Annotated in this window: 12 protein-coding genes; 9 read left to right on the top strand and 3 right to left on the bottom strand. The window is 58.9% G+C overall.

The annotated features are described in order from the left end of the window. Positions 1–49: 49 nt before the first annotated feature. Together BLP23_RS07455 and BLP23_RS07450 are read right to left on the bottom strand one after the other, a co-directional pair. Positions 50–1,216, bottom strand: coding sequence for a mandelate racemase/muconate lactonizing enzyme family protein (locus BLP23_RS07455; protein WP_092584155.1), 1,167 nt, complete (start codon positions 1,214–1,216; stop codon positions 50–52). A gap of 54 nt (positions 1,217–1,270) precedes the next feature. Next, a complete protein-coding gene (locus BLP23_RS07450) occupies positions 1,271–1,981 on the bottom strand; it encodes a GntR family transcriptional regulator (RefSeq protein ID WP_092584154.1) in 711 nt (236 codons plus the stop codon). Positions 1,982–2,188: 207 nt separating this feature from the next. Here BLP23_RS07450 and BLP23_RS07445 point away from each other — a divergent pair, with 207 nt between their 5' ends. The 6 genes from BLP23_RS07445 (at position 2,189) to BLP23_RS07420 (ending at position 8,663) form a co-directional block, all read left to right on the top strand. Next, entirely contained in the window at positions 2,189–3,667 is a 1,479-nt protein-coding gene (locus BLP23_RS07445; protein ID WP_092584153.1) for an ABC transporter substrate-binding protein, read from the top strand. Positions 3,668–3,741: 74 nt separating this feature from the next. Further along, positions 3,742–4,701, top strand: coding sequence for a carbohydrate ABC transporter permease (locus tag BLP23_RS07440; RefSeq protein ID WP_092584152.1), 960 nt, complete (start codon positions 3,742–3,744; stop codon positions 4,699–4,701). Continuing rightward, positions 4,698–5,588, top strand: coding sequence for a carbohydrate ABC transporter permease (locus tag BLP23_RS07435; RefSeq protein ID WP_092584151.1), 891 nt, complete (start codon positions 4,698–4,700; stop codon positions 5,586–5,588). The genes BLP23_RS07440 and BLP23_RS07435 overlap by 4 nt, the downstream gene beginning before the upstream one ends. A 10-nt stretch (positions 5,589–5,598) precedes the next feature. Continuing rightward, positions 5,599–6,696, top strand: coding sequence for an ABC transporter ATP-binding protein (locus BLP23_RS07430; protein WP_092584150.1), 1,098 nt, complete (start codon positions 5,599–5,601; stop codon positions 6,694–6,696). A 32-nt stretch (positions 6,697–6,728) separates the two neighbouring features. Further along, positions 6,729–7,892: a mandelate racemase/muconate lactonizing enzyme family protein gene (locus BLP23_RS07425; RefSeq protein ID WP_092584149.1), complete on the top strand. Its 1,164-nt coding sequence runs from the start codon at positions 6,729–6,731 to the stop codon at positions 7,890–7,892. A 21-nt stretch (positions 7,893–7,913) separates the two neighbouring features. Next, complete coding sequence (locus BLP23_RS07420) at positions 7,914–8,663, top strand: ribonuclease activity regulator RraA (RefSeq protein WP_092584148.1); 750 nt, start codon at positions 7,914–7,916, stop codon at positions 8,661–8,663. A gap of 328 nt (positions 8,664–8,991) precedes the next feature. Here BLP23_RS07420 and BLP23_RS07415 read toward each other — a convergent pair whose 3' ends face one another. Further along, complete coding sequence (locus BLP23_RS07415) at positions 8,992–9,609, bottom strand: TetR/AcrR family transcriptional regulator (protein ID WP_092584147.1); 618 nt, start codon at positions 9,607–9,609, stop codon at positions 8,992–8,994. 124 nt (positions 9,610–9,733) lie between these two features. Between BLP23_RS07415 and BLP23_RS07410 the strand changes: the two genes are divergently transcribed. From BLP23_RS07410 to BLP23_RS07400, 3 genes are read left to right on the top strand one after another with little or no spacing between them, the layout of a single operon-like run. Continuing rightward, positions 9,734–10,810 carry an efflux RND transporter periplasmic adaptor subunit gene (locus BLP23_RS07410; protein ID WP_092584146.1) on the top strand — a complete coding sequence of 359 codons (1,077 nt, stop codon included), beginning with the start codon at positions 9,734–9,736 and terminating at the stop codon, positions 10,808–10,810. Beyond that, on the top strand, positions 10,807–11,895 hold the full coding sequence (locus BLP23_RS07405; RefSeq protein WP_092584145.1) for an efflux RND transporter periplasmic adaptor subunit: 1,089 nt from the start codon (positions 10,807–10,809) through the stop codon (positions 11,893–11,895). The genes BLP23_RS07410 and BLP23_RS07405 overlap by 4 nt, the downstream gene beginning before the upstream one ends. Then, entirely contained in the window at positions 11,892–14,960 is a 3,069-nt protein-coding gene (locus BLP23_RS07400) for an efflux RND transporter permease subunit (RefSeq protein WP_092584144.1), read from the top strand. The genes BLP23_RS07405 and BLP23_RS07400 overlap by 4 nt, the downstream gene beginning before the upstream one ends. Positions 14,961–15,014 lie beyond the last annotated feature (54 nt).

Genomic DNA, 15,014 nt, shown 5'->3' with positions numbered 1-15,014 from the left:
CGGAGAGGCTCGTCGTCGCGCACGCTGAGGCGGCGTAGAGCGTTGCTAGCTAATCCAGCTCTATCTCGTGATTTTGAAGGTAGTCGCGGTTCATTTCGACGCCGAGACCAGGCTTGGGCGTAAGCTTAAGGCTCCCGTTCGAAACATCGAGTGGTCTGTCGATGAGGTGATCGTATTTGTCCAGGTTCCACTCTGACGTTTCGAGTTTGTAGAAGTTAGGAACGGTCATCATCACCTGCGCTCCCGCAACCACGTTGATCGGTCCTGCGGCGTCATGTGGCGAGACCGGGATGTAGTAGGCTTCGCATAGGGCAGAAATCTTCTTGAGTTCGGTAATGCCGCCGGTCCAGGTGACGTCCGGCATGATGTAGTCGGCGAGCTTGTTTTCGAGCACCGGCACGAAATCCCACTTCGTATGGCCGCGCTCGCCCCACGAGATGGCGGCACTGACCTTCTCACGGACCTGTCTGAGAGCGTTGAGGCTCTCCGGTGGACAGGGCTCCTCGAACCAGTCGATCTGACCAGCTTCCTCGAGGCTCCGACAAAGGCGAATGGCAGTGGGAACGTCGAACCGGCCATGCGCATCAATGAGGATGTCTACATCAGAGCCCGCCGTTTCGCGGATCAGAGCCGTGAGTTCGGCGGCTTCGCGCTCATCCTTGCGGGTCATGCTGCCATCGAGGTAGCCGTCCCGCTGTTCGCGAGGCTGTCCGTTGGCGGTGCGGCCTTGTTGGGGGAAAGGATCGAACTTGAGCGCAGTGTGGCCGGACTCGACGATGTCTCGAATTTCGCGGACAACAGCCTCATTGCTGGTAAATTTAGCCTGGTTAGGGTGGGTGTAGAGCGCAATTTCATCGCGTACTGGCCCGCCCAACAGCTCGTAAATCGGCTTACCCAAGACTTTGCCTTGGATGTCCCAGAGGGCTATGTCAATGGCGCTCACGCATTCGACCGCGGCGCCGCGACTGCCCATGTAGGTGAAGCTGCGGAATATCTTGTGCCACAAATACTCGATACGCGCCGGGTCCTCGCCTGTCACAGCGGCACCGATCTGCCTCAGGATCGTGCAGAGGGCGCGATTGGCGAGCCTCGTCGTGGTGGTGATCTCTCCCCAGCCGCTCACCCCCTCATCGGTCGTTACTTCGACGAACAGAAACTCTCCCCAATAAGAAGCATCGGACTTGATGAGCCACGGCCGAACGCTGGTGATTTTCATCTCAACTGCCCTTATCTGAGGTGGTCGGTATAGCGATATTCCGGGCCAGGTATTCTATCCTGCCCGAGCGGCGTTACGCGCACGCATGTGTTCGAGGATGTGCCGGCCGGAGCCTTCGACATGGCGTGCAATGAGTTCGCCTGCCTCGTTCGCATTTCCCGCTTTTACATGCGCGATGAGCTCGCGATGCTCGCTAAGGATCGCGGCACGCCGAGCAAGCGTGAAGTTGAAACGCCGGCTCACGGCCCGAAGCACTTCGCGATGCTTCCACCAAAGCTCGGCGGCATGGCGGTTGTAGTGCCTTTGGTACATTACGGTGTGAAAGGCGGTGTCCAGCTCGCTGTGCCTCAACGTGTCGGCGAAGTTGTTCTCTTCGATCAAGCCTTGGATGCGCTCGAGTTCAGCAATGTCCTCGACGGTGGCCATATTCACGAACCATCGCGTCAGTGCCGGCTCGATCAAGACTCCTATCTCGTAGATGTCCCGAACAAAATCCTGATCAATGGGCCGGACGCGCGCTCCGCGATTGGGAACGAAGGTGACAAAGCCCTCCCCGCGCAACAGTTGCAGAGCCTCGCGCACGGGGTTGGTCGAGGTGCCGTGGCGCCGGGCGAGATCGGTGACCACAAGCCGTTCGTTGGCAGCGAGCCGCCCTTCGATGATATCTTCCCTGATCAGTTGATAAAGCGAGGCACCCTCGCTGGAAGCCCCGATAGCGTCGATCCCTTCGGGTGGCTGTGCTTTAAAATCGCTTGTTTCCGCCAATTCTATCCCCAATCGATACATACACTGCTCAGATATCACGCGAGTTGTCTGTAAACAATGTACGATTTCTCTTATTGACAGGCAATCCACGATCTGAAAACGTATGATAAGGTCAAAGGGATACATTGGGTGGAAAATCCCGCGGCCGGGGAGCAAAGACCGCTCGCTTCGACGCAGAGCGGCATGGGAGAACCTGGAGGATACCCTATGACGAGGATTTCACTCGGCGGTGCCGTCCTGCGCGGCACTATATCTACTGCTTTGATGGTATCACTGATGTCGGCGTCGGCGCTCGGCGCGCCGGTCGACCTGAGCAAGTGGTCGCCGCAATATGTGCGCTCCATTGCCGGCACACAGAATTTTGACACGGCAGCTGATTGCGGCAAGGTCACTCCCCTCGACTACAAGGGGCGGCTGACTTTCTGGTATCAGGGGGTGTTCGAGGGCGACCCCGACCTCCTGCGCGAGTATTACAAGGATTTCTTCGCGACCTTTCGCAAGACCTATCCAAACATCGAACTCGAGGAACAAGCCCTCACCTATAACGACCTCTTGGACAAGTTCCGCACCGCGCTGCTTGGCAATGCCGCGCCCATGGCGGTCCGCCTGCAAATCTTAGGCGGCACTGAGTTCGCCTCAAAGGGCTATTTGCAACCTCTGAAGCCGGAGGATGTAGGTTATTCGACCGAGGATTTCTGGCCCGGCGCCATGAAGGCTGTAACCTGGGAAGATGTGACTTACGGCATTCCAACCAACAATGAGACGATGGCGTTCATCTGGAACGCCGACATCTTCAAGCGTGCAGGCCTTGATCCGGACAAGGCTCCAGCAACTTGGGGGGACGTCGTCAAGTATTCCAAGCAGATCCACGACAAGCTCGGCATTGCCGGTTACGGCCTCGTGGCTCGCAAAAATGCCGGCAATACGCCCTACCGCTTCATGCCGCAGCTGTGGGCCTATGGGGGCGGCGTCTTCGATGAAGCCACCGCCGATCCGACCTATAAGGAGGTCGAGCTCGATAGCCCGCAGAGCAAGGCGGCATTGCAAGCCTCCTACGATATGTATGTTCGCGACAAGTCGGTACCGGTTTCGGCGCTGACCAACCAGCAGGCCGACAACCAGCCCCTTTTCCTGGCTGGCCAGCTCGGCATGATGATCTCGCATCCGTCCGATTACGACGTTATGCTCGACCTGCAGAAAAAGGCGACGGACACCGACAAGGAAAAGGCGCAGACCGTTATCGACAATATGCGGTACGGCCTGATCCCGACTGGCCCCGACGGCAAACGTGCCGTGGTATTTGGCGGCTCAAACATTCACATCCTCAAGCCCGAATATGTGGAGGGCGGCAAGGTAGACGAGCCGGCGGCAAAAGCTATCATCTGCATGTGGACGAGCCCTGAATGGTCACTGAAGATGGCTTATGCCGGCTCGAACCCGGGAAATCTCAACGGCTTCAAGACGAAATGGATGAAGGAACGTTTGGACAGCATCAAGTTCCTTGATGTCACGACCTCGATGCTGCCTTACGGCATCCCGTTCCCGGCACTGCCACAGGCCCCCGAGATCATGAACATCATCATCCCGGACATGCTCCAGAATGCTCTGACTGGGGCCATGACCGTCGACCAGGCAGCGGACGACGCGGCCAAGAAGGTCAAAGACCTGATGGACGGTGGGCTCTAGTCCAAGTCCGACGATCTGACCGGCTGCGCATCGATCGCAGCCGGTTTCGTTCCCAAGGATGAGGGCTCTGCACAGTGACGATCTTGACTGCGAAGGCCGAGGTTCCCCGACGACTGCAACCTCGTAGGTCCGGAGTGCTACGAAAGATCTGGGAGCATCGCGCTGACTACGCGTACGTGCTTCCTGCGATCGCCGTCATGCTCATCGTCATAGCCTACCCTATCTATTACACGATCGAGCTGTCGTTCTTCAATACACCGCCTGGCCTGCAGCTTCGGGACAAGATTTTCGTCGGTTTCGACAACTACACTTCCATCCTCAAAAGCCCGGTGTTCTGGACGGTTACCTCGAACACTCTTATCTGGACATTGGGATCGACCATCATCGCGTTTGTCCTGGGGTTCGGTTGCGCCCTCGCACTTCATCGTGACTTTGCCGGCCGCGCCATCCTGCGCGCCGTCCTGATCATTCCATGGGTTATCAGCGCGGTTGCCGCGTCCTATATCTGGAAGTGGATCTACCATTCGGACTTTGGGATCATTGGCGCAGTGCTGGTTGGCCTGGGATTGAGCGACCGGCCACCGAATTTCATCGACAGCGTCAGTACCGTGCTGCCCTCGCTGATCGTCGTGAATATCTGGCGAGAGTTTCCGTTCGCCATGATCATGATGATGGCTGGCCTGCAGACGGTTCCCGACCAGTTGCTGCGCGCCGCAAAAGTCGACGGAGCCAATGCATGGCAGCGGTTCTGGCACGTCACCTTTCCGCACTTGAGAAACGTCTCGACGGTGACGATCCTTCTGCTGGCTGTGGCCAACTTCAATTCGTTCATCATCCCCTGGATCATGACCGGCGGCGGGCCGTCGAACGCATCGCATATCTGGATCACCCACATTTACGAACTCGCCTTCGGCCGCCAGCGCTGGGGGGTGGCATCGGCCTATTCGGTGCTGCTGTTCCTGATCCTGATGTCGCTCGGCTACTTCTACGTTCGTGCGCTGAGCGGCAACGACCAGAAGGGTGGGAGCGAATGAGCACGATTGCCGAGACTGCTTCTCGAGGCCAGGCGCGTCACCGTATGCGCATCGATGGGTGGCGGTGGGGCGGACGTATCTTCCTTGTGTTCATGCTGCTTTACACCGCATTGCCGATGATCTGGATGCTGATCACCTCGATCAAGTCCGGCTTCGCGGCCATGCAATTCCCGCCGCAATGGTGGCCGGACCAACCCACTCTTGCCAGCTACCAGAAGCTGCTCGATCCGCAAAACAGCGTCGGCCAGGACTTCCTTCGTTTCTTCTGGAACAGCCTTTTTGTCTCCACTGCCACGACCATCCTTTCGGTGATCGTGGCGGTTCCTGCGGCTTATGCGTTTTCGCGCTTCACTTTCCCGGGCCGGAACTTTCTGTTCTTCGCCGTCTTGCTGCGCAACATGTTCCCGGCGGTGATCTTTCTCGTGCCGCTCTTCATCCTGATGCGCGCGATCGGGCTGGTGAACACGCATGGGTCGCTCGTTCTCACTTACCTCACTTTCGGCCTGCCGCTGGCAATCTGGCTCCTCAAGGGCTTCTACGACAACATCCCGGTGCAACTCGAGCAGGCCGCGCGCATCGATGGGGCAACGAGGTTCCAGGCCTTTATCCTGATAGTCATGCCGCTCTCGGCGCCAGGAATCATCGCCACGGCGATCTATTCCTTCATCGGCGCTTGGAACGAGTACATCTACGCCTACACCTTCCTCTCCAAGAACGAGCAGCTGACACTGCCGGTCGGCATTCAGCGCTTCTTCTCAGAAAATACGACGGACTTTCCCGGCCTTATGGCGGCCAGCTTTATGATGAGCGTGCCCGTCGTGGTCCTGTTCCTCGTCCTGCAACGATACTTCGTACGCGCCCTTACTGAGGGCGCAGTCAAGCACTAGGGAGTTGCCGGTGGCCCACGTGGTCCTCAAAGATCTTGTCAAGACCTATGGCAGTTTCAAAGCTGTCAACGATGTTTCGCTGACGGTCAATGACGGCGAATTTGTTGCGCTCGTCGGCCCTTCAGGCTGCGGCAAGACAACCACGCTCAATCTTGTGGCGGGGCTCATCCCCATCACATCTGGCGACATCGTCATCGGCGACCGGGTGGTCAACGACCTCGACCCCAAGGACCGCGACATCGCAATGGTGTTCCAGAACTACGCGCTCTATCCGCAGAAATCTGTCTATAAAAATCTGGCTTTCCCGCTGCAGATGCGCAAACTGCCAAGGGACGAGATCGACAAGAAGGTCAAGGAAGCAGCGCGCGTGCTCGACATGACGCAGTTGCTCGAGCGCAAGCCGCGCGAACTTTCGGGCGGTCAACAGCAGCGCGTCGCCCTGGGCCGTGCCCTCGTTCGCGACCCGGCGGTATTCCTGATGGATGAACCACTCTCCAACCTCGACGCAAAGCTGCGCGTGCAGATGCGGTCGGAAATCAAGCGTTTCCACCAGGACCTCAAGGCGACGATCATCTACGTGACGCACGACCAGCTCGAAGCGGTAACCATGGCCGACAGGATGGCGGTGATGAACGGCGGCTACCTGCAGCAATACGATTCGCCGGCGCAGGTCTTTGCCCATCCGGTGAACATGTTCGTCGCCAGCTTCGTCGGCAGCCCGGCAATGAGCCTTGTTCCGCTGGAGGCATCAACGGCAAGCGGCAACACTGTGTTGACGAGTGCGGAGGGCTGGCGCCTCGAGCTTTCGCCAAACAACGCGCAGAAGGTCGCGAGGGCAACGACCAAGAAAGTCGTGCTCGGCGCACGTCACTCGACGATCAAGCTGCACAAGAGTGCGGTGCCAGGCAGCATCCCTGCCAAGGCCTACACGGTCGAGCCGACCGGAGACGTCACCTTTGTTCAGGCGTTTTTGTCTGGCGCCATCGTCAACGTCAGCGTGCCGCCGACCATTGCCGTCGCGCCCGACGAACAGATTTGGCTCGAGTTCGATCAGGAGCGGATGCATCTGTTCGACGGCGAAACAGAAATGGCCCTCAAGGCCCACTGAGACAGAGCCGATGCGTGCGAACGAGGGCGTGAATGACTACGAAGCTTAAAATCACGGCAATCAAGCCCTATCCAGTATGGGTGGGAACGCGCAACCAGATGCTGGTTAAGGTCGAGACCGACAACGGCATTTTCGGCTGGGGCGAGAGCGGCTTGAGCGGTCGCGAAAAGGCCGTGGCCGGCGCGATCGAGCACTATCGCGAGTTTCTCATCGGCCGCGATCCGATGCAGATTGGTCGGATCTGGCAAGAAGTTTATCGCAGCCAATACTTCGAAGGCGGGCGCGTTCTGCAGGCCGCGATTTCCGCGATCGACATTGCCCTTCACGACATCAAGGGCAAGGCGCTGGGAGTGCCGGCCTACGAACTGTTGGGCGGTAAGCAGCGCGACCGAATTCCTACCTTCGCCTCGACAGGTGACGAGGCCGAGGGCGATGTTGCCATCGAACGAGCCCGCGAACTACGCGAACAAGGGTGGCAGGCGATCCGCTTCTTTCCCATCGGGCAAAACAGCAAGGACATCTTTGAGCCGCGGGAGTCGATCGGCGCGACCGCAACTATGCTGAATAAGGCGCGTGAGGCGCTGGGCGACGAGGTCGTCCTCGGCATCGACTATCATCATCGGCTGTCGGTGGCAGAGGCGGCGAGCTTCTGTAACAAGCTCGGCCGTGGCGTGCTTGATTTCCTCGAGGAGCCGATACGAGATGAAACACCCGAGGCCTACGAATCCCTGCGCACGATGACCGACATCCCCTTCGCCATCGGCGAGGAATTTGCCAGCAAGTGGCAATTCCTGCCCTACGTCGAGCGTGGTATCCATCAGTTCAACCGGCTCGATGTTTGCAATGTTGGCGGGCTCACCGAAGCGATGAAGGTCGCCGGTTGGAGCGAGGCGCACTATGTGGACCTGATGCCCCACAACCCCCTCGGCCCAGTCTGCACGGCCGCGACCATCCATCTCGCCGCCGCGGTGGCGAATTTCGCCTGGCTCGAGACCAGGGCTCCCGAAGCAAAGCTGGGCTTCGATAATTCCGACTTCTTCCCCGTGCAACCACGGCTCGACGGACCCGACTATCCGGTCAGCGATCTGCCGGGGCTCGGCGTCGAGGTCAACGAAGAGGCGGTCAAGGCGGAGAGCTTTCGTTTCTGGGAAGCGCCTCACCTAAAGCGCCGCGACGGTTCTGTCACGAACTGGTAGTTTCATCCACCGGAGCCTAAAATGACGCATACACCCGACATAACGCGACCGACCAAAGAGCTGATCGACGCACTGAAGGAAATCGGCGCCGCGACGGTTTCCGGCACGCTTGGCCACATGGGCTTCCGCAATCCGCACATGGTCGGTCCCGTGCCGCAGAACCGCGGGAAGTCGATCGTCGGGCCGGCGCTGACGCTCCAGTTCATGCCGCAGCGGCCGGACCTCTTCACCGAGGGAGAATATGCCGATCCGGAGACGCAGTTGCACCGGCACGTGCTCTATCACGTGCAGGAGGGCGATGTTGTGGTGGTCGACGCGCGCGGCGACATGAGTTCGGGCGTCTTTGGCGATATGATGTCGACCTATTTCAAAGGCAGAGGCGGCGCTGGCATCGTGATCGATGGGTGCATGCGCGATCGGCCCAATGTCGAGAAGCTAGATCTCCCCCTATGGCTACGTGGCTGGACTCCCAACTATCATGTGCAGACCAGCATCTATCCGAATGCGGTCAACGTTCCGATTGCCTGCGGCGGTGTCACGGTCATCCCCGGCGACATCATCGTCGCCGACGATGACGGGGTGGTGGTGCTTCCAGTCGCAATGGCCGCGAAGGTAATCGAAGAGTCGCAAAAGCATCACGATTGGGAGGAGTTCTCGCGAGTGAAGCTCATGGAAGGCGGGTCGTTGCAGCGCTACTATCCGCTGCATGACGATGCCCGCGGAGAATACGAAGAGTGGCGCAAAACAAACCGCTTGGAGAACCGAAGTTAGCCCATTGATTACCCTCCGCGGGCCGCGAACCTTCTGAGGTATCGCCGACGTCTCCGAAAAAAATAAGGAGTCGAATTTCGCCGTGGTGACCAGCCGCCGCGGTCCCGCCGAATATCACTTTGCCGGCTGGTCCTTCCGATCCATGACCAAAATGTACAAATCTCTGTGCATTCAGGCCCCCGCAACCAAACGTTACAACACGCCGCAATCGTCTTCGAGACACAGCGGCGACAACCGCCAAGAGCCAGATATTCAAGGACTATGCATTTATGGGATAAGACGCAGCGACAGCCCTGAGTTGGGGCTTAGTTCTGGGCGAATGAGGCGGTCAAGCCATTAGACCATGCAAAATGAGATCGACATGCGCTTCCAGGTACGTCGTCTTATCCAGAGTTCTTCGATCATTGAAGATGAGCTTGAAAATCAGCATGGCGATGGCAGGAGCCACTACCGCGTCGGCGAATGCGGCTGGCGCCGGCCGGAACTCCCCGTGCTTCACACCCTCATCGATGAGGGATTGCAGATAAGCGTTGAGTGGGTCGATGAACTCTTCGTGGTGCCGATCGACGACTTGGGGAAACCGTGATCCTTCCGCGATGACGAACCTCATCAGTTCCCGCAATCTGCGGTTCTCGACAATGCGATCGTAGAGCATCGCTATCAGGCCCTCGAGCCGCTCCGAACATGTTCCGCTTAGCTCATGGGCACTAGCCAGGAGATCTTCGAACGGCACGGAGATGTGCCGGATCATTGCTTCAAAAAGCTGCTCCTTGGTTTCGAAGTAAACGTAAATCGTCCCCTTCGTTACTCCGACCCTGTCAGCGATGTCTTCAACGCGGGTCGCCACGTAGCCGCGTTCCACGAACTCCTCAAAGGCCGCATCGAGAATCTGTGCAGGGCGGCGAGCTTTCTGCTCCGCACGCGTCAGTTTCTTTGTATCAGGCATGTCTCACCTTTGAGCGGTCCTTGTCGTTCCGTGGCTCGGCATCAGGCAATCTTCCCGCAATTTCTATTGACTAATGAGTCAGTCAATTATATCGGTCGCGCGAACGGATGCAAGAGGTCAATTCATGAGAACTATCCTTGTTGCCGCCTTGCTGGCCATAGGCGCAGTCGCGCTTTCGTCATGCGAAAAGCAGGCCACGAATGAAGTGAAGCCCAAGCGGGTGGAGACTGTCGTCGTGAAGACTGCACCTGTCGGCGAAATCAACTTCATAACCGGCGAGGTAAGCGCCCGCGTGCAGAGCGACCTGTCCTTCAGGGTCAGCGGACGGATCGTCGAGCGCCTTGTCGATGTTGGCGCGTTCGTAAAGGCAGGGCAGGTGCTTGCGCGCATCGACGCTGAGGAACAGAAGGCCGATCTGGATGTCGCCACAGCGAACCTGCAGTCAGCTCAAGCCCAGCAGACCCAAGCCCAGTTAGCCTTCAGTCGGCAGCAGAATCTCTTTAAGGCTCAGGTCACGACCCGTGCGGCACTTGATCAGGCCCAGGAGGCGCTGCTAACGGCCCAAGGAAGCCTGAAATCGGCGCAAGCCCAGCTCGACACGGCGCGAGACGCTTTCTCTTACACGGAGCTGCGCGCCGATGCCGACGGCGTGATCACGGCGCGAAACGCCGAGATCGGTCAGGTCGCGCAGGCTGCGCAACGGATCTTCACGCTTGCCCATGAAGGACCGCGTGACGCGGTCTTCAACGTCTTTGAATCCCTCTATCTCGGACGAAAGCTTGAGGACAAAGTCACGGTTGGCCTGCTTTCGACCCCATCCCGGAAAGTAGATGCGGCTGTACGCGAGATCTCGCCAACTATCGACTCATCGACCGGAACGATCAGGGTGAAGGTGGGTCTCGAAGGGGCGCCGGACATGTCGCTTGGCGCTCCAGTCGTCGGCTCCTTCCGTTCCATCTCACAGGACACAATCGAACTGCCATGGTCGGCAATGGCCTCGAAGGGTGGCCAGCCTGCCGTTTGGGTCGTGGACCCGTCGTCGTCCAGCGTGTCCATCCGGCCGGTTGATGTTTCCAGCTATGGGACCGGCCGCTTCGCCGTGCGCACGGGGGTGTCTCCAGGTGAAATCGTCGTATCCGATGGAACCAAATTCCTACGGCCCAACGAGGTCGTCTCATATGACAAGGAAGCCGCGAAATGAGTATCCGTTTAACACTCGGGCTCCTGCTCCTTGGGCCATTGCTGGCGCTGTCATCTTGCCAGGGGCAGGATGAAGCGCGTGAGGAACCGCCCCGCCCCGTTCTTTCCGTTGTCGCCAAATCAACAGCCGCTTCGTCCCTGAGCCTGCCAGGCACAGTCGAGGCCAAGATCGAGACCGAACTTGGATTTCGCGTCCTCGGACGGGTGATAGCCCGCAAGGTCAGCGTCGGCGACATCGTCAAGAAAGGTGACGTCGTTGCCGCCATTGATCCGCTGGCGCTAGAGCTTGCGCTCAGAAGTGCGCAGTCCGAGCTCTCCAATGCACAGGCACAGCTGACAAATGCTGTCTCCACGGAAGAGCGGCAACGGAGTCTGACCGAAACAAGGTCTGGAAGCGAGGCCGCTTTCGAGGAGGCTCAACTGGGGCGGCGGAGTGCCGTTGCTGCGGTTGCAAAAGGGCAGGCCAATCTGGACAAGGCCGAAGAACAATTGAGCTATGCGCAGCTTCGCGCAGAATTCGATGGCGTTGTGACGGCCACCTCTGCGGAAGTGGGCCAGGTTGTCGCCGCAGGCCAGAGCATAGCCACCATCGCCCGTCCCGATCAGCGGGATGCGGTCATTGATATACCGGATGCGAGCTTCGACGGCCTCAAGGTGGGATCACCCTTCGAGATCTCCCTCCAGCTAGATCCAACCATTCGCGCGAGCGGTGTCGTTAGAGAAATTGCACCCGAAGCCGAGACCACGACCCGAACACGCCGCACGAAGATAACGCTCGTCAACCCGCCAGCGGCGTTTCGCCTCGGCGCGGTCGTGACGGCCACTGCGACCATTGCCGCCCAGCCGCGGATCCTGCTCCCATCGTCCTCGGTGCTGATGAAGGATGGGAAACCGAATGTCTGGGTCGTCGATACGACGGCCGGCAAGGTCTCCATTCGGGCGATCAAGATGGACGGAGACCTTGCGGAAGGAGGCACCATTCGCATCGCTGAAGGCGTCAATCCAGGCGAACGCGTCGTCGTTGCAGGTGTTCACAAGCTTACTGACGGCCAGGCTGTCAGGGTGGATCAAGGGGAAAACCCGTGAAAAAATTCAATCTTTCCGACTGGGCGCTCGAGCACCGTTCGCTCGTCTGGTATTTCATGATCGTCTTCATTCTTGCCGGCGTGGTTTCCTACATCGGTCTCGGCCGTGAAGAAGACCCGGACTTCACGATCAAGACCATGATCATCCAGGCGCAATGGCCCGGTGCATCCGCCGAGGAAGTGACCAAGCAGGTCACTGACCGTATCGAGAAGAAGCTCGAAGAGCTGGAGTCGCTTGACTATACCCGCAGCGAGACGGTTGCCGGACGGACAACGATTTTCGTGGAGCTATTGCCGACCACTAAGGCCCGGGACGTCAACCCAACCTGGGTGCGCGTCCGCAACATGATCGACGACATCAAGGGAGATTTTCCGAGCGGCGTCGTGGGGCCGTTTTTCAACGACCGCTTCGGCGACGTTTTCGGCAATATCTACGCCTTCACCAGCGACGGGCTCACGCAGCGCCAGCTTCGCGACCTTGTCGAGGACGCCCGCGCAAAAGTCTTGACCGTTCCCAATGTCGGCAAGGTGGACATTATCGGTGCGCAAGACGAAGCGATCTACCTTGAATTTTCGACCCGAAAGATCGCGGCGCTTGGTATCGACCAGCAATCGGTTATCGAGACGCTGCAGGCGCAGAACGCCGTCACTCAGTCGGGTTTCGTTGACGCCGGCCCCGAGCGTATCGCCTTGCGCGTCGGCGGTCAGTTTACATCGGAGGAAAGCCTCAAGTCGATCAACCTGCGTGTCAACGACCGGTTCTTTCCGCTGACCGATGTTGCCACGATCAAACGCGGCTATGTCGATCCTCCGTCGTCGCTGTTCAGATACAACGGGCAGCCCGCGATCGGTCTCGCCATCGGCATGAAGACCGGGGCAAATCTTCTGGAATTCGGCAAAGCGCTTGACCAGCAGATGGATCGCATCGTGACTGATCTGCCGATCGGCGTGGATGTCCAGCGCGTTTCCGATCAGCCTCACGTCGTCGACGAAGCGGTCTCGGGCTTCACGCGCGCTCTGTTCGAAGCGGTTGTCATCGTCCTTGCGATCAGTTTCATCAGCTTGGGCGTTCGCGCGGGCCTGGTTGTCGCCATCTCGATCCCGCTCGTTCTGGCGATCACGTTCCTCGTCATGGCCTATTCGGGCATTTCGCTGCAGCGTATTTCGCTCGGCGCGCTGATCATTGCGCTTGGCCTTCTCGTCGACGATGCGATGATTGCCGTCGAGATGATGGTCGCCCGGCTGGAGGCAGGAGACGATCTGAAAAAAGCAGCAACACATGTCTACACGTCTACGGCCTTCCCGATGCTCACGGGCACGCTCGTAACGGTCGCCGGCTTCATTCCCATCGGCTTGAATAACAGTGCCGCGGGCGAATTCACCTTCACGCTTTTCGTCGTGATTGCTGTCTCGCTCCTGGTCTCATGGATCGTCGCCGTGTTGTTCACGCCACTTTTGGGCGTGAGCATCCTTCCGAAGACGATGAAGTCGCATCATGATCAGAAGGGCCGGCTGGCGAGAGCTTTTTCGTGGCTTTTGAACCTTTCCATGCGGTGGCGCTGGATCACCATCGGCGCGACAGTCGTTGCCTTCGCGCTCTCCATCGGTGGAATGAGCCTTGTGCAACAGCAGTTCTTCCCTTCCTCGGACCGACCCGAACTGATCGTCGATTGGAATTTGCCGCACAACAGTTCGATCTTCGAGACGAACAGGCAGATGGCCAGGTTCGAGCAGGAGATGCTCGCGAACAATAAGGATATCGAGCACTGGACGAGTTATGTCGGACAAGGCGCTCCCCGCTTCATCCTGTCCTTCGATGTTCAGACGCCCGACGTGTCGTTCGGGCAGACCATCATCGTGACCAAGGGGCTTGATGTTCGCGACAAGGTCAAGAGCGAACTGCAGGACTATCTGACGAAAACCTTCCCCGGGACCGATGCGTTCGTAAAGCTCCTGGACATCGGGCCTCCGGTCGGCAAGCCTGTGCAATATCGCATCAGCGGGCCGGATATCCAGAAGGTTCGCGATATCGCCCAGCAATTTGCGGGCATCGTCGGCCAACATCCGCTGCTCTCCAACATGACCTTTGACTGGAATGAACCGTCGCGTGTCGTGAAGGTCGATGTTCTGCAGGACAAGGCGCGGCAACTGGGCGTCTCGTCGCAAGACATTGCAACAACCCTTAACGGCATCGTGGAGGGATCGTCGGCCACGCAGATCAGGGACAACATCTATCTCATCGATGTGATCGGCAGGGCGCAAACCTCGGAGCGCGGCTCCATCGAGACGCTGCAGAACCTTCAGCTGCCAGGCTCAAACGGCAAATCGGTACCGCTCTCGGCAGTTGCCAATTTCCGCTACGAGCTGGAGCAGCCGACGATCTGGCGTCGCACGCGTACGCCGACAATTACTATCAAGGCTGCCGTCGTCGGGCCGACACAGCCTGCGACCATCGTCACCGAACTGCAGCCCAAAGTCGATGCGTTCCGCAAGGGTCTTCCAGCCGGCTACAGCATCGCCAATGGCGGTTCCGTCGAGGAAAGCGCCAAGGCGCAAGGACCGATCGCTGCGGTCGCGCCGCTGATGTTGTTTGCCATGGCGACGATCCTCATGATCCAGTTGCAAAGCTTCAGCAGGCTGTTCCTGGTATTCGCAGTGGCCCCGACGGCACTCATCGGTGTGGTTATAGCACTGCTCTTCAGTAACGCTCCCATGGGATTCGTCGCAATTCTTGGCGTGCTTGCGCTGATAGGGATCCTGATCCGAAACTCTGTCATCCTGGTCGTGCAGATCGAGCAGCTTCGGAGCGAAGGCGTGCCCCCATGGCGCGCCGTCGTCGAGGCGACGGAGCACCGGATGCGTCCGATCATGCTGACAGCGGCGGCCGCGACCCTGGCCCTCATTCCCATCTCCCGGGAAGTCTTCTGGGGCCCCATGGCCTATGCCATGATGGGGGGCATTGTCGTCGGTACCGCACTGACGCTTCTTTTCCTTCCGGCGCTCTATGTGGCCTGGTTCCGGATACGAAGAGAGAATCTGGGGGAGCGGAAACCCGCGCATTCCTAGCATCGGGGGAACCGGTTTACCGTCGCCCTCCGCCGCGGCGCGCCCGCCTATCGA

It is taken from the genome of Rhizobium mongolense subsp. loessense, from assembly GCF_900099775.1.
Classification (GTDB): Bacteria; Pseudomonadota; Alphaproteobacteria; order Rhizobiales; family Rhizobiaceae; genus Rhizobium; species Rhizobium loessense.
Note: the sequence above shows the minus strand (reverse complement) of the source record. Positions and strands in the feature narration are given on the sequence as shown.